This window comes from Paenibacillus sp. FSL M7-0134 (assembly GCF_038007865.1).
Lineage (GTDB): Bacteria > Bacillota > Bacilli > Paenibacillales > Paenibacillaceae > Paenibacillus > Paenibacillus polymyxa_B.
Window position 1 is genome coordinate 94,263 of sequence record NZ_JBBOXV010000001.1, and the last position, 15,888, is coordinate 110,150.

Annotated in this window: 12 protein-coding genes; all 12 read right to left on the bottom strand. The window is 46.6% G+C overall.

Annotated elements, in window-relative coordinates; genetic code table 11:
• Positions 1 to 62: 62 nt before the first annotated feature.
• The gene (locus NSQ58_RS00445; RefSeq protein ID WP_023990324.1) at positions 63 to 2,504 is read right to left on the bottom strand and encodes a heavy metal translocating P-type ATPase; all 2,442 of its coding nucleotides are present in this window, start codon (positions 2,502 to 2,504) and stop codon (positions 63 to 65) included.
• 190 nt (positions 2,505 to 2,694) lie between these two features.
• Positions 2,695 to 3,063 (bottom strand): ArsR/SmtB family transcription factor, encoded by a 369-nt coding sequence (locus tag NSQ58_RS00450; RefSeq protein ID WP_007432172.1) that lies wholly within the window; start codon positions 3,061 to 3,063, stop codon positions 2,695 to 2,697.
• A 148-nt stretch (positions 3,064 to 3,211) separates the two neighbouring features.
• Positions 3,212 to 4,336: an NADH:flavin oxidoreductase gene (locus NSQ58_RS00455; protein WP_023990325.1), complete on the bottom strand. Its 1,125-nt coding sequence runs from the start codon at positions 4,334 to 4,336 to the stop codon at positions 3,212 to 3,214.
• 203 nt (positions 4,337 to 4,539) lie between these two features.
• Complete coding sequence (gene cyoD, locus NSQ58_RS00460) at positions 4,540 to 4,875, bottom strand: cytochrome o ubiquinol oxidase subunit IV (protein ID WP_023990326.1); 336 nt, start codon at positions 4,873 to 4,875, stop codon at positions 4,540 to 4,542.
• Positions 4,876 to 5,484 carry a cytochrome o ubiquinol oxidase subunit III gene (cyoC, locus tag NSQ58_RS00465; protein WP_023990327.1) on the bottom strand — a complete coding sequence of 203 codons (609 nt, stop codon included), beginning with the start codon at positions 5,482 to 5,484 and terminating at the stop codon, positions 4,876 to 4,878. It lies immediately after the preceding gene.
• Positions 5,484 to 7,460, bottom strand: coding sequence for a cbb3-type cytochrome c oxidase subunit I (locus NSQ58_RS00470; protein WP_023990328.1), 1,977 nt, complete (start codon positions 7,458 to 7,460; stop codon positions 5,484 to 5,486). The genes cyoC and NSQ58_RS00470 overlap by 1 nt, the downstream gene beginning before the upstream one ends.
• A gap of 25 nt (positions 7,461 to 7,485) precedes the next feature.
• Complete coding sequence (gene cyoA, locus NSQ58_RS00475) at positions 7,486 to 8,469, bottom strand: ubiquinol oxidase subunit II (protein ID WP_023990329.1); 984 nt, start codon at positions 8,467 to 8,469, stop codon at positions 7,486 to 7,488.
• A 343-nt stretch (positions 8,470 to 8,812) separates the two neighbouring features.
• Positions 8,813 to 9,061: a hypothetical protein gene (locus tag NSQ58_RS00480; protein WP_013311984.1), complete on the bottom strand. Its 249-nt coding sequence runs from the start codon at positions 9,059 to 9,061 to the stop codon at positions 8,813 to 8,815.
• 215 nt (positions 9,062 to 9,276) lie between these two features.
• Positions 9,277 to 10,623, bottom strand: a complete 1,347-nt coding sequence (locus NSQ58_RS00485; RefSeq protein WP_341056709.1) for a GH1 family beta-glucosidase — start codon at positions 10,621 to 10,623, stop codon at positions 9,277 to 9,279.
• Entirely contained in the window at positions 10,620 to 13,100 is a 2,481-nt protein-coding gene (locus NSQ58_RS00490; RefSeq protein WP_341056711.1) for a glycoside hydrolase family 95 protein, read from the bottom strand. Before NSQ58_RS00490 ends, NSQ58_RS00485 begins: the two co-directional genes overlap by 4 nt.
• A 106-nt stretch (positions 13,101 to 13,206) precedes the next feature.
• The gene (locus tag NSQ58_RS00495; protein ID WP_023990332.1) at positions 13,207 to 14,901 is read right to left on the bottom strand and encodes an ABC transporter substrate-binding protein; all 1,695 of its coding nucleotides are present in this window, start codon (positions 14,899 to 14,901) and stop codon (positions 13,207 to 13,209) included.
• A gap of 74 nt (positions 14,902 to 14,975) precedes the next feature.
• On the bottom strand, positions 14,976 to 15,878 hold the full coding sequence (locus NSQ58_RS00500; RefSeq protein ID WP_023990333.1) for a carbohydrate ABC transporter permease: 903 nt from the start codon (positions 15,876 to 15,878) through the stop codon (positions 14,976 to 14,978).
• Positions 15,879 to 15,888 lie beyond the last annotated feature (10 nt).

Genomic DNA, 15,888 nt, shown 5'->3' on the forward strand with positions numbered 1-15,888 from the left:
TAAACACCCCCGGTCTTCACAGGATGCCTATACATCCAATGCTAACCCAGGGGTGTTTATTTTTATTCGTAAGAACGAACCTTCAATACACGCATCACATTCAATACGGCTAGCAATGTTACACCTACATCGGAAAATACAGCCTCCCACATAGTAGCAATACCGAATGCTCCCAGCGTAAGAAACACAGCTTTGACGCCTAGCGCAAATATAATGTTTTGCCATACGATACGACGTGTGCGCTTAGCGATATGGATCGCCGTAACTAGCCTTGAAGGCTCGTCGTTCATGATTACGATATCTGCCGCCTCAATCGCAGCATCCGATCCCAAACCGCCCATCGCTACACCGACATCTGCCAGTGCCAGTACGGGTGTATCATTAATCCCATCGCCTACGAACAAAATTTTGTCGCTCGTTTTTTTACTTGCAGACAACTGCTCGATGGCTTCAGCTTTGTGCTGAGGTAACAGCTCTGCCCGTACTTCATCCAAACCCAGCTGTCGTCCTACAGCCTCGGCAACTGTCCGATTGTCACCCGTCAGCATGATGGTTTTCACCACACCCAACTTTTTCAGTGAAGCAACCGTTTGGGCTGCGTCTTCCTTAACCTCATCTGAAATCAGAATGCACCCAGCATACGTTCCGTCTACAGCCACATGTACGACCGTTCCTTCATCCAGCGTCCCTGCTTGCTGCGCCGCGTTAAAAGCCACATGCTCCCGCTCCATCAGCTTGGCGTTCCCGGCCGATACCAGACGACCATCTATTTGTGCCTGAATCCCGTGACCCGATATTTCACTATATTGCTGAACCCGTTCTGCTCTGAGCTCTTTACCGTAGGATTCACGCAAAGACGCAGCAATAGGGTGTGTGGAATGCAGCTCCGCCAAAGCGGCGGTTTCGAGCAAGCTTTCGTTTGTAAAATCTCCGGCAGGATAAATCCCTGTTACACGGAAAACACCTTTGGTGAGTGTGCCCGTTTTATCGAAAACAGCGTATTTCACATGATTCAGAGCTTCAAGATAGTTCCCGCCCTTGATCAGAATACCTGAACGGGAGGCTGCCCCGATTCCCCCAAAGAAGCCCAGTGGAATGGATACTACCAGCGCACAAGGACAAGAAATAACGAGGAAAACAAGCGCACGGTATACCCAATCTGCAAATTGTGCACCTGGCACAACAAGCGGTGGAACAACCGCCAACAACAGCGCTACAATAACCACTACTGGAGTATAGTATCTGGAAAATTTCGTGATAAACTTTTCAGTCGGCGCTTTTTTGGCACTCGCATTTTGCACTAATTCCAAAATTTTAGAGACCGCGGATTCACTAAATTCTTTGCTAACCTCTACCGTTAGAAGTCCGTTCGTATTGATAAACCCACTCAACACACTGCTTCCCGGCTCTACAGTACGAGGCACCGATTCACCAGTCAACGCAGAGGTATCCACATGCGATTTACCATCTATAACCTTACCATCCAGCGGGATCTTCTCGCCCGGCTTAATTACAATCAAATCCCCAATGCGAACGTCTTCTGGGGACACTCTCCGTACGGACTCAGCCGTCTTCAGGTTGGCATAGTCCGGTCTAATATCCATCAGATCACTGATGGACTTACGTGAACGGTTAACTGCAATGCCTTGAAACAGCTCTCCGATTTGATAAAAGAACATGACAGCTACGCCTTCCGGGTATTCCCCAATCGCAAATGCACCCACAGTAGCCAGCGTCATCAGGAAGTATTCGTCAAAGGCCATTCCACGCACCAGGCTGCGCGCAGCCTGCAAGACAACATCACCGCCAACGATGATATATGCCAGTAAAAATAGGGCCAGCTTGCCTACACCTTCGACAGGTAACCACCAGGCAACAGCCGCAACGACCGCACCAATAGCCAAACGCGCAATCATGCGGCGCATACCGTCCGTACCGTGATCATGCGTATGTCCAGCGTGGCCATCATCTCCATGCGAATGTGAATGAGCGTGGGTGGCTTCACCATGTTCGTGCTCTGCATGGTGGTTGTGATGCTCGTGTCCATGATCGCCGTGGTTGTGTCCATCGTGCGTATGGGCTTGCTTGCCATGTGCTCCATGATGATGACCAGCGTGGCTGTGAGCCGCATGTTGCCCGACCTCGTGTGTATGCCCTTCACCTTCACCATCATGCTCATGACCGCATGCACAATCCTCTGTGCTGTCTGACTGTACTGCACCAGCATTGCTTCGGCTGTCTTCACGCAGGCGTCCACGAGCATTTTTTACAACCATTCGAACATGCGGCTCGAGTCTGTGAACCTTCCGTTCAGTCTGGCGAAAAACCTCTTCTTTTTGATCCGAACTTGTGGTCATCGTCAACGTTTTCGTAACAAAATTGACCGAGCAATCCAGGACCCCTTCTATTTTACTGACTCCATTTTCAATCTTTAGAGCACAGTTGGCGCAATCCAAACCTTCCAAAATCCATTCATGCCGTTCCGTTCTTTTTAGAGCATCCATAATCCATCGGCCTCCAATTAACTATATATGAGCAACTGTTCATATATTATTTGTTAAGGCCATTATATTCAGGATCAGGGTCAAAAGTCAATGACTCTAGCCCCTTTTTAACAAAAAAATCGACTTCAACGGACAAACGCCAAAAGAGCGCCAATCACTTGGCGCCCTACTGTTGTTTTATTCCAAAAAATCATTGATGTGATATGTGCTGATGGGTTTGCAAAAAGATCTGCTCCACATGATTATCATCCAGTGAATAAAACACCGTCTTGCCTTCCTTGCGTCGTTTGACAATACGCAGGTTGCGCAAATAGCGAAGCTGGTGGGATACCGCAGATTGTCCCATGTTCAACACCTGGGTCAGATCATGAACACACAATTCTTTTTGTGCCAGGGCATAAATCAGCTTAATCCGTGTCGGGTCACCCAGTGCTTTAAACAGCTCCGACATTTTGTATGCGATGGAATCCTCGACAAGGGAAGATTTTATGCGCTCGATTTCCTGATCTGAACCGTGACAAGCCGGCTCGCAATCCAAAGCTTCCGTTTCAGAATTCATCCTTTTCACCCCGTGTATTTCGACTTGATGCTTCTATTATAGCAAATTCGTAGAGTTTACGAATAGCTTATATTACAGCTTGCCCTGTAACAGAAAACTTCCAAGTTTCAATGCTTGCCTAACACTATAGCTTTACACGACATAAAGCTTAATTCAACGTCTTTAATACTTCATCACTGTAAGGAATAATTTCTTCTATTTGTTGATCACGTAACTTCACCGCAAACGCTGGATCAACCAACAAAGCACGCCCAACCGCAACCAGATCAGCTTCCTCTCGTTCTACTTGCCCCACGAGTTGTTCTAATCTTGCCTCTACACTACTGGATTGATCGGTTTGACGATTATTATTTTTTTCCAAATCACTCAAAAAGGCCTTCTCCAAACCAATCGAGCCCACAGTAATCACTGGCTTGCCTGTTATCTTTTTGGTCCAAGCTGCCAGGTTTAGATCAGACCCTTCAAATTCCGGTTCCCAAAAACGGCGGCTTGAGCAATGGAATATATCCACCCCGGCCTTCACTAATGGAGTGAGAAACTGTTCAAGTTCCTGTGGTGTCTGTGCCAACTTTTCTTCATAGTGATACATCTTCCACTGGGAGAATCGCAGTACAATTGGGAAGTTCGGCCCCACTGCACGACGGCAAGCCTCAATGACCTCCACCGCAAACCGAGTACGCTGGACCAAATTGCCTCCGTATTGATCGGTACGCTTATTCGTTTTGTCCCAGAAAAATTGATCGATTAAATAGCCGTGTGCTCCATGAAGCTCAATACCGTCAAACCCCACTCGCTGGGCATCGGCAGCGGCCTGAGCATAAGCGGAGATAATATCCGCAATCTCAGCCTCCGTCAATGGCTCGACTACCTTTTCACCAGCGGGAGAAATACCGGACGGACCGACAGGCAATGCCTCGGGATTCGGTTGATTATCTGCACCTATTTTACGGGCCGTACCCACATGCCAGAGCTGCGGTATAATCTTGCCACCTACCGCATGAACCTCCTCAACTACCTTGGCCCATCCCTCTAATCCCTCTCCATAAAAATTAGGAATGCTTGTGTGCTCCACAGCTGCAGGATGATTAATAGCAGTGCCCTCCGTAATAATCAATCCAACTGCATTTTCCGCACGGCGACGATAATACGCGGCCACTTCAGGCCCTGGAATACCTTGAGGAGAAAAATTCCGTGTCATAGGCGCCATAACAATCCGATTGGGAAGAGATAAATTACCTGCCTTAAAAGGTTTAAACAGTAATTCTGTGTTCATTAATTTTTCCTCCGCTCTCCACTAGTATTATCGTTTTCACTCTACTGTTATACAATTCCATTTTACACATATGTAAACTTGAGTTCAAGAAGCCACAGTTTTATTTTTAATAAGCTACACAAAAAAAGAAGAAGCGGCTCTAAGTCCGCTTCTTCTTTCCTAATTCGTTTGTACTTGAGTGATTTTGCAAAAATCCTGACTTATTAGTGTGCTACCATGTTGTATTCCATAATCCATACAGAACCACCAACAATGGTCAACAGGATAACTACCCCGAAAATCAAAGTCATGACATTCCAGCGTGGTCCATTGCTTTCACGAATGTGCATGAAGAAGAAAAGCTGAACCAGAAATTGCAGCACTGCCGCGGCTAAAATAACAACCATGGTCGAAGTGCGGCTCAACATATGATTCATAACCACACCGAGAGGAATGATGGTCAGTACGATGGACAGAATAAACCCGATAACATAGGATTTCACTGAACCGTGAGAATCATCATGACCATGCGAACCCGCTCCTGTTTGATGCTGTGCCATCTACATCACCCCCATCAAATAGACGACTGTCAGCAAGAAGATCCAGACAGCGTCCAAAAAGTGCCAGTACAAGCTCAATGCCGAAACTTTGCCCTTCGTCTCTGGTGTAAGCCCGCGTTTCTTCAACTGGAACATGAGTCCAATCATCCAAACCAGACCTAACGAAACGTGAAGTCCATGCGTTCCGACTAAAGTGAAGAATGCCGACAGGAACGCGCTGGTTCCAAAATTGGCTCCTTCGTGTACCAACTCAACAAACTCGTAAACCTCAAAACCGATAAAACCAAGACCTAGGATCGCCGTCACGATTAACCAGTTAATTAATCCCTTCATGCTTCCTTTGTTCATGGCCAACACAGCCAGACCACTTGTGAAGCTGCTCGTGAGCAAGAGGAACGTTTCAATAATAACGCCCGTCATGTTAAACAGCTCTGCGCCACCCGGTCCTCCGGCTGTGTTGTTCCGAAGGACGACGAAGGTTGCGAACAAGGTACTGAACAGGATTACGTCCGTTACGAGGAAGATCCAAAAACCAAGCATCTTCAATTCTTGCGGATCGTGATGCCCGTGGTCATGATCATGGCTTTGGTGTGCTGCTGCTTGTGCCATTATACAGACCCCCTTATTGCCGCTTCCGTGCGTTTTACTTCATCCGCAGGGATATAGTAGTCGCCATCATAGGAGAAGAACGAACGGCAAATCATACAAATTGCCACACCGATCAACCCTGGAATATAGAAGAACGACCATCCGAATACGAACCCGAAACCTGCAATGAAAAAGAATACCGACATAATGAATGGAATCGCCGAGTTCTTCGGCATATGAATCGCTTCAATTGGCGGTTGCTTTCTGAAAATACCTTTTGCACGTTTATCTTTTTCTGCCCACCAGTCATCACGTTCTTCTACTTGTGGAATGGTAGCAAAATTGTACTCCGGTGCAGGTGAAGGAATCGACCATTCCAACGTATGGCCACCCCAAGGGTCGCCTGTTGTATCCTTCAGCTTGCGGTAATTCTTGATGCCCAGAAGAATTTGAAGAACCTGGAACAAGAAACCAATACCCATCAGGAATGCCCCAACGGTCGAAACGAGGTTAAGCGGCTGCCAGCCGGTATCCCAGCCATAAGTGCTCAGACGACGCGTCATACCCATCAGACCCAGAGAATATTGTGGAATAAAACATACATAGAAACCGATGTTCCAGAACCAGAAAGCCCATTTACCAGGCGTTTCAGGTAATGTGAAACCGAACATTTTAGGCCACCAATAGTACAGACCTGCCAAGTAACCGAACACTACACCACCAATCAGAGCGGAGTGAAAGTGAGCGATCAGGAAGTAACTGTTATGGAACTGGAAGTCAGCAGGCGCTACAGACAACATGACGCCCGTCAAACCAGCAATCAAGAAGTTAGGAATAAAAGCAATTGACCACATCATAGGGGTCTTGAATGTAATCTTACCCCGATACATCGTGAACAACCAGTTAAATACTTTAACCCCTGTTGGTATTGCGATAACCATCGTCGAAATCGCAAAGAATGCATTAACATCTGCGCCTGATCCCATCGTGAAGAAGTGATGCGCCCAGGTGAAGAAGGACAAGATCGCAATAATGAACATGGCGTAAACCATGGACTTGTATCCAAACAATTTCTTTTTGGAGAATACACTGATGACCTCGGAATAAATACCGAAAGCCGGCAAAACTACAATGTATACCTCAGGGTGACCCCACATCCAGATCAAGTTGATATACATCATCGGATTACCGCCGAAATCAAGCGTAAAGAAGTGTCCTCCTCCAAAGCGGTCAAGGAATAGCAAGGCTAAAGTAACCGTCAGAATTGGAAACGCGAAAATGATAATAACACATGATGAAAATACGGACCACGTAAAGACAGGAATCTTCATCCAAGTCATACCAGGTGCACGCATTTTAATGATAGTAACAATAAAGTTGATCCCTGTAGCCAATGAACCTATACCCGAAATCTGAATACCCCAGATATAGAAGTTCTGACCAACGCCGGGACTAAATTGCATTTCTGAAAGCGGTGGATAACTCAACCAACCTGCATCTGGCGAACCGCCGATAACGAAGGACAGGTTGAACAACATCGCTCCCATAAAGAAAAGCCAGAAGCTCAATGCGTTCAGGAAAGGGAACGCAACGTCGCGCGCACCAATTTGAAGTGGTACGGCAATGTTAAACAAACCAAACATCAACGGCATCGCCATAAACAAGATCATGATCGTGCCATGTGTTGTGAAAATCTGGTTGTAATGCTCAGGATGCAGTAGTGTAACATCCGGTGTAGCAAGTTGAACACGCATCAATAATGCATCCACGCCTCCGCGGAATAACATCAAGATGGCCGCAAGAATATACATAATACCGACTTTTTTATGGTCAACGGTAGTCAACCAGTTTTTCCAAAGCCAGCCCCATTTTTTGAAATAAGTGAGCACAAACACGATCCCGATCGTTGCTAGTGCGATGGAAACGTCCGCTCCATAGATCATCGGGTCTCCAGTAACGAAGAAAGTGGATGCAAACTCTTTTATTTTGTCAAGCATTGGGGGCCTCCTTCCCTGTAATCATTTAATGGTGTCCGCTCATATTCATATGACTCATGTCCATTGCAGCTTCATCTTCTGTATCGGACTTGGAAGAACCTTCTGTGGATGTGTGTCCGCCATGTCCAGCATGCGGGTTAGAAGCACCATCCACTACATACTTGCTTACAATGTCTTGGAACAAGCCATCTGGAATTGAAGAATACTCATCAGGTTGGGACAAACCTGGTTTTGCAAGCGCCAAATAGCCGTCTTTCGTCAGCGGCTTAGACTGCTTCTTGATGTTAGCGACCCAGTTTTTGTACTCTTCATCCGACTGAACCTCTACATCAAAACGCATTTGTCCAAAATGCTCACCGCTAAAGTTTGCACCCGAACCAAAGTATGTTCCTTCGTGGTCGGCCTGCAAATGCAGTTTCATTGCCATGCCTGACATGGTGTAGATCTGACCGCCCAATTGCGGAATCCAGAACGAGTTCATCGGGGCGTCGGCAGTCAGTTCAAAACGGACTGGAACACCTTTAGGAATGTGAATTTCATTGACTGTAGCAATACCTTCTTCAGGGTACATAAAGAGCCATTTCCAGTCCAGTGAAGTCACTTGAATGGTTACTGGCTTTTGTGTACTTGCCAACGGCTTGGAAGGCTCCAGCAAGTAGGTATATCTCGCAGTTATAACCGCAAGAATGCAGATAACGATGATTGGAATAGCCCACCATACGGTCTCCAGCTTTTTGCTGTCATCCCAATGAGGTTGGTACTTGGCTTTGTTATCCGGTGCGTCGCGATATCGCCAAATGATGAAAAAAGTCAAAATCATGACCGGTACAATCAGCAGTGCAGCCATAGACGTTGAAAGAATGATCAGCTCTTTTTGTGCTTGCCCAATAGGTCCTTTTGGATCGAAAACAACGTATTTTCCGCCAGCATAAAAACACGTCCAAATGAGCAATGCTACCGTGAGCACGGTCAAAACCAACGCAATAATCGCTTTTGGTTTTTTGTTCATGTTGTTCCCCTCTCCTTAAATAATAAATTACTCAAAACTTACGAACTCCTGTAATGTTGCCCTTATATAAGATAGCAGAAAAGCGGCCACTTTTTTTATTGTTAACAGAATTGTCGATTATTTGTCCGTTTTTTGTGAAAAACATCTCTAAAAATAAAATTTCTCTTGCAAATTCAAAATTTCTTATTAATACAAAGATGACATAATAAAAACGTTATTTGTGTATCTTAAAGAAGTTATATTAAAGAAAAAAGGGGACTCCTTACAGTTATCATCCTACACTGCTCGAAGCCCCACATTGTTGTTTTCGGTATATATTGCTTTAAATCATTTTTAAATTGTATTAACTGCGGCCGTTTTCCTGGTCTTCCTTCTTGCGTGCAATGACAAATGATTTCCCAACTAGAAAAATAAAAATCCCGGCAACAACGCAGCCAATACCTGTCATTAAATATATATTTCGATCAGTTAAATTACCTATATCAAGCAAAATAAGGATAATTCCTGCAATACAGGCGATCCAAGCGATAACAGATACCGTGCGGCTCATTTGGTTATCATTTGATCCTGATTTCCTAACATTCGAAGCCATACCCTCCACTCCCTCTGGTTTAAAATGGTTTAAAACGCCCTCGTCAGGTATTTTTTTCAGTATGCACACTTCTTATTTTTTTATTCCTGCTGTCTCTACATACTTGAAACAACCTGCATTCATCTTGGTTATTATTACCCCAGAGGGCCTCCTATTCAAACAAAAGGGAGCAGAGACAGGCGTAAATCTGCTTTATTTTCAAAACATCTCTTCGTTTAACGTCTGGTCTCCAACCAGTTATTACTTACTACATTTCGATACCAATAGTAACTTTCCTTCGGGGTGCGGACCTGTGTGCGGAAATCGACATGAATCATGCCAAATCTCATATTATATCCCTCTGCCCACTCAAAATTGTCCATAAGTGACCATGCCATATATCCTTTGACATGAAGGCCGTCATGAATAGCCCGGTGTACCTGCACCAAATGCTGCTGCATATACGAAATCCGACGGTCATCCTGAACCTTGCCATTCACGACATCATCGTTGATGCAAGCCCCATTCTCTGTGATATAAATATCGAGGTTACCGTATTTTTGCAAATAATGCAGTACCTCGTACAGCCCACGCGACTCCACTGGCCAACCGATATCCGTTACAGGTAGCCCCATATTGATTTCTTCAGATTGAAGGAACCCGGCTTCAGGATTAAAACGATTAACTGACATAGCATAGTAATTGATACCGATCATATCAATAGGCTCGCCGATAATATCCATATCCCCATCCTGAATAGGCACGGTGGCTCCCTGCTCCGCAAACCAGTCTACCAAAAACTGAGGATACGAGCCTTGATAAATAGGTTGAAGAAACCAGTCACTGTGCAGGGAAATGGTGCGCGCACAAGCGGCTTTATCTTCCTCAGATGTGCTGTAAGGAACAGCCCAGGAGACATTGGGAGCGATACCGATCTGGCCACTGGTGCCCAGCTCACGGAAGCGGCGCACAGAAAGACCATGCGCAACTAGCAAATGATGTCCTACATCAATGGCTGCCTGAAGATTGGTCAGACCCGGGGCATGAACACCCAGCATATTGGATAAAAAGGCGATGCACCACGGTTCATTGAATGTTAGCCATTGGTGTATTTTACCGTGAAACTCGCGGAACATCGTTTCTGCAAACTGGACAAATGCTTGAATCGTGCGACGATTCTCCCAGCCTCCAGCATCCTGAAGCGCTTGAGGCAGATCCCAATGGTACAGTGTACAAAACGGTTCAATCCCATTTTCGTTCAACAAATCGACTACGCGATGATAATAGTCCAATCCTTCTTGATTGACTTCACCGTCACCATTGGGAAATATACGCGGCCAGGACACTGAAAAACGGTATGTACGAATGCCCAGCTCCTTCATTAGGCGGATATCTTCCTCGTAGCGATGATAGCTGTCACAAGCTACATTGCCGTTATCACCGTTGAATACTTTGCCAGGCGTATGGGCAAAGGTATCCCAGATCGACAAACCTCTCCCATCCTCCTCATAAGCTCCCTCGATTTGATAGGCTGCCGTCGCGGTCCCCCACATAAAGTCCTGCGGAAATTGAAAAATGGTCATAATGTCTCTTCCTCTCCTTTAATTATAATCGTATGTCCGTTCGTTATTTCCTGCTCTTTGGTAAAAATCCATGACAAAATGAATCCTCCGTACTCAGGATCAGGCAGAGCCTGACGAGCATCTGCGCTAAACGGATGTGCACTGCGAATCGTGCAGCTTCCTGCTGAGATGGATGTGGCCAGTTCAGCACGGACAAGCCGGGAACAGGACCATTCCATGCCAACCGTCATCCCGCCATGTCCCTTCAATCCACTGACCCGTCCCTTCGACCAGGCCGTTGGTAGGGCAGGCAGTAACGTCAGTTCTCCCGGACGGCTTTGTAGCAGCATTTCTGCGATCCCCGCCGTCGCACCAAAATTACCGTCGATCTGAAAAGGCGGGTGAGCGTCGAATAAATTAGGATAGGTCGATCGCGACAGCAACGTGCGAACATACCGATGTGCGGCATCGCCATCTTCCAGCCGAGCGTACAGGTTAATCAACCAGGCACAGCTCCATCCGGTGTGCCCACCACCGTGATCAAGCCGTCGACGCAGCGATATGCGGGCCGCCTCAGCCAGCTCCGGGGTATCACGGATGTGAATTTGTCGACCGGGGTACAACCCATATAGATGCGAGACATGCCGATGCCCAGGCTCCGCTTCCTCAAAATCGACAAACCATTCCTGTAACTGACCGTGACGGTCAATTTGATAGGGCATTAACCTGTCCCTTGTCTCCTCGCAGCGGTTGCGAAACTCATCGTCTAATTCCAGCAGGTCCGCAGCTTGAATGCAGTTACCCAACAGCTCCCGAATCAGCGTCATATCCATGGTGGAGCCAATAGATATACTGCATTCCTCGCCGTCCGGCGTTTTGAATTTATTTTCAGGTGATGTGGATGGGGATGTCACAAGCCAACCCTCCGGGCCTTCCACGAGCCAGTCCATGCAAAAGGCTGCCGCCCCCTTCATGAGTGGATAAGCTTGTTCTGCCAAATAGGCTGTATCCAGGGTAAACAGATAGCGCTCCCATAGATGGGCGGTCAGCCATACACCCCCAAGCGGCCAAAACGCCCAACTGGCATGGCCCCCTGAAGGTCCAGCGTATCTCCACACATCTACATTGTGATGAGCTGCCCACCCTTGAGCACCATAATGGATGGAGGCTACCCTCCGTCCCGTGCGGGCAACTTCTCCAATCATGTGCAGCAATGGTTCATGGCACTCGGCAAGATTGCATACCTCAGCGGGCCAATAGTTCATCTGAGCATTGATATTGGTTGTATAATTACTGTTCCATGGCGGCTGCACCCGGTCATTCCAGATGCCCTGAAGATTGGCAGGCTGACTCCCCGGACGCGAGCTGCCCATGAGCAAATAGCGGCCATACTGAAATAACAGCACCTCCAGCCCCGGGTCGTCCTGACCTTTCTGATAACGTTCTAATCGCAGATCGGTCGGTAGAACGGAGTCGTCGGTTAAAGTATCACCTCTCAGTTCTAATACAACGCGGTCAAACAGCTTTCGGTGATCCTGTTCATGGCGTTGCCGCACCTGCTCCCTTCCCAGCGAAATTGCTTCATCTAAAATGACTTGACATGCTTCTGCTGACTCCGTTGCATCACTATTCGGCATAGTGTGAAATCCCTGAAATCCGGTAGCTGCTGCCAAATACACCGTGATTTTATCCGCGCCTGAGATGATCAGTGCTCCATCAGCACCCTTCGTCAAGGTTCCTCCCTCGGGAATAACCCTCGCCTGAACTGCAAAAGCCATCCCCAAATCATTTTCATAAACAACAGACTGTGGATGATCGCTGTGATAATTAGATTCCACATGACTGGGCGCTCGTCCAGTCAACGTAATAAAGTCCCCGGACGGCTCCTCGGATAGAGCGTCCTCCTTATCGCTATCCCATTTGGATGAATCACCAAAATGTATATCCTCTCCAACCTCGTCTTCACAAGGATGGAGGGAAGTGATGCGCACGGATGCATGGATCTTCCCAAGCTTATTCGCAGTCAGTGACACCATCATGACTCCATCTGGCGCACTGGCGATAACTTCACGGGTATAGCAGACTCCAGCACTCTGAAAAGTGACCGCTGCCGTTCCGGTCAGCAAATCCAGTTCCCGTTCATAATGTGCAATTTCCCCTAGGCCCTCCTGCGTAATCCACAAATCTCCCAAAGGCTGATAGGCTTCCGTATCGCGACCTAGCATATTCGCATTAATCAGTTGTTCCGCTTCCTTGTATTTTCCATCTGCAATCAGCTTTCTGACAGGCTGCAAATATCGCAATGCATCATACTGAACGCCGTCTCTGGGAAATCCGGACCAGAGCGTATCCTCGTTTAATTGCAAATGCTCCTCTCTTATTCCGCCAAATACCATAGCTCCCAGCCTTCCGTTACCGACTGGCAATGCTTCTTCCCATACCTCAGCAGGCTGGCGATACCATAAACGCAGGGACTGTGGTCTTTCGCTTTTCGTCACATCAAACCCTCCCCTATCAAGATCAAACAGAGCGCTAATCCCGTATGGACCACAAGGACAAGCGCTCTGTCATTCCGGCATTCAAAATTTCGTTAAAGGCAGTCAGCTATTTAGAAGCCTTGCCACTCCATAACTCCACTCTGTCCTTCACCAGTTGCGTGTATTGCTGTTCCATTTGGACAGCTCCGGCGGCATCCAGTTCTTTAATCATGTTGTCGTATACCGTATCAAAATTGGAAGCCGGTGCTAAAATAGCTTCCGGTATACGTTTGCGGATAATGTCTGTCGTTTTTTTGAATGTAACGTTATAGCTGGATTCATTGTCTGTTGTCAGATTATAGGCTGCGCCCCAAGGCTTTACATCAAATTCTTTCTTGTCCGGGAACAGATCTTTCCACGTTTTTACGCCATACGCTTTAAGTGATTCTTTCTCCGGCTTCGAATAAGCCGCGATAATTTGTTCCGGGAATTTGGCAGTATAGTAGTTACCTGTAGGGTCCTTCACGCCGTCACCATAGTGTCCGCTGATGAGCGTGTACAAATCTATACCCGTAGATTTATTGAAGTTGGTTGTATTGTTCGTTTTTTGCTCCAGTACATCAGCAGGAATGACACGTTTGCCGTCTTTAATTTCATAATGCTTGCCTTCGATCCCCCAGTTCACTAGCACCTGTCCTTCATCGGAAGCTAAATAATCAAGGAATTTAATAGCCCGCACCGGGTCCTTGCAATTCTCTGTAATACCTACTCCATAACCGGACGTGAAGCCCGTATCCTGAAAGGAACGATCCTTGTATTCCTCCGAAAGTGTAACTGGAAAATGCGCGTAGCTGGATTCGGATTTACCTGACGCTTTTAACGCATTTTCGGCATCCTGATAACCCCACTCCTGGTCGATCAGACCGAGGACACGGCCGCTGGCAATTTTGGATTTGTATTGATCACTTTTTTGCACAAATGAATCTTTATCGAGCAGTCCTTCATTGTACATGTGGTTCAACCAACGGAAATATTCCTTTTCTTCCGGACGTTTGTAATGAAGCTTCGCTTCAAATGTTTTGGGATCAATAAAATATTCACCATCATCCGGCGCTCCAGTCGTCTGGAAGGCAGGATTCGTTACGGTAATCATAATTCTCCAGTCGTCTGCATCCAACGTAAGTGGGATCGTTTTTTTGCCATTGATCGTCGGATGTTTGGCTGCATAGGTTTTGAGTACGTTTTCATAATCCTGTAGCGTTCTTACCTTTGGATATCCTAGCTCCTTGAGCACCTTATGCTGAATTTCAAATCCCCCCGTCGCGTCAAAACTCTCCTGTCCCACACCTGCATACGTAGGAAGGACATAGATGGATTGATCTTTATTACTGTATTTCAAACGATCCATATAGGGTCCATATAGCTTTTTGAGATTGGGTGCATGATCGTTGATCAGATCTGTCAGATCAATCATAGCCCCCGCATCCACAAGCTTGTTAATATTCGCTTTAGGAGAAACCAAGTCCGGGTATTCTCCACTTGCTGCCATCAAAGCAATTCGGTCATCTCCACCTCCACCGCTGACATCAAATTCCGCATTCAAGGTTACACCTGTTTTTTTGGTGATTTCCTTGCCTATTTCATCCTTCATTCCGTTCCATTGTGGGCTTGTATCTGCTCCGAAGAAGCTAAACGTAATCGGGTCTGTGCCGCTGGATGTGCCTTCCTTCGCTGCTTTATCGCTTCCCCCACAACCTGCGAGTGCGGTAAGGGACACCGCGAGCAAGGGAATCAGTGCAAATCTGGACCAGTGTTTTTTCATGTATAAATCCTCCTATATTCCTATGATGACTTCTCCTGCAAATAACTGCTATTTCACTACCGGAATCCCGGTTTTTATGATTTCACTGCCCCCAGTGTCATACCACCTACAAAATACTTTTGCAGGAACGGATATACCATCAGAATGGGAAGTGTAACCGTAATTGTAATTGCCATTTTTATCGACTCTGGTGAAATTTGAGCCATTTGCTTAGCCATATCGTTACTATTCGTCATACTGGAGCCACCTTGCTGCGTACTTTGCAGTATCTTCATCAGCTCATACTGCAGCGTCGTCCATTGCGGCGCCCCACCATTATACAAATACGTATCAAACCAAGCATTCCACTGGCCTACTGCCAGAAAAAGAGCAATTGTTGCCAATACTGGTTTGCATAGCGGCAAAATAATTCTCCAGTAAATCGTAAAATCATTCGCCCCATCGAGTTTGGCAGACTCCTGCAACGCATATGGCAAACCGTCCATAAAGGAACGAATAACAAACACGTTAAAAGCGCTAATTAAGCCTGGAAAAATGTACACCCAAAACGAACCCAGCAGATGCAGATCACGCATCAAAATAAACACGGGCACCATCCCGCCAGAAAAATACATCGTCAACGCCAAAAACGTAGAAATAAACTTACGAGCGCGAAACTCGACCCGACTCAATGTAAAAGCAAGCATAGACGCGCAAATCAATCCGAGTACTGTTCCGACCAAAGTACGAAGAATAGATATTTGCAGTCCCTGAAGAAGGCCATCGTACTGGAAAATCGTTTTGTAATTTTCGAGCGTAAATTGGCGGGGCCATATATAAATTCCACCGCGAACCGTGTCCGTTGAATTGTTCAGGGAAATCGCAAGTACGTTCAGAAACGGGTACAGCGTCAACACCACGATCAGAGCCATGAGGATATAATTGAACAGGTCAAACAGCTTCTCAGACCGGGTAGCATTAAATGCCTTATTCGTCATTTCGCTTCTC

Excerpts from the sequence above, each read along its gene's own strand:
- cyoD (WP_023990326.1), bottom strand. The coding sequence starts at position 4,875 with ATGGCACAGCATCAAACAGGAGCGGGTTCGCATGGTCATGATGATTCT.
- NSQ58_RS00450 (WP_007432172.1), bottom strand. The coding sequence starts at position 3,063 with ATGAATTCTGAAACGGAAGCTTTGGATTGCGAGCCGGCTTGTCACGGT.
- NSQ58_RS00495 (WP_023990332.1), bottom strand. The coding sequence starts at position 14,901 with ATGAAAAAACACTGGTCCAGATTTGCACTGATTCCCTTGCTCGCGGTG.
- NSQ58_RS00480 (WP_013311984.1), bottom strand. The coding sequence starts at position 9,061 with ATGGCTTCGAATGTTAGGAAATCAGGATCAAATGATAACCAAATGAGC.
- NSQ58_RS00455 (WP_023990325.1), bottom strand. The coding sequence starts at position 4,336 with ATGAACACAGAATTACTGTTTAAACCTTTTAAGGCAGGTAATTTATCT.
- NSQ58_RS00470 (WP_023990328.1), bottom strand. The coding sequence starts at position 7,460 with ATGCTTGACAAAATAAAAGAGTTTGCATCCACTTTCTTCGTTACTGGA.
- cyoA (WP_023990329.1), bottom strand. The coding sequence starts at position 8,469 with ATGAACAAAAAACCAAAAGCGATTATTGCGTTGGTTTTGACCGTGCTC.
- NSQ58_RS00500 (WP_023990333.1), bottom strand. The coding sequence starts at position 15,878 with ATGACGAATAAGGCATTTAATGCTACCCGGTCTGAGAAGCTGTTTGAC.
- NSQ58_RS00445 (WP_023990324.1), bottom strand. The coding sequence starts at position 2,504 with ATGGATGCTCTAAAAAGAACGGAACGGCATGAATGGATTTTGGAAGGT.
- cyoC (WP_023990327.1), bottom strand. The coding sequence starts at position 5,484 with ATGGCACAAGCAGCAGCACACCAAAGCCATGATCATGACCACGGGCAT.
- NSQ58_RS00485 (WP_341056709.1), bottom strand. The coding sequence starts at position 10,623 with ATGACCATTTTTCAATTTCCGCAGGACTTTATGTGGGGGACCGCGACG.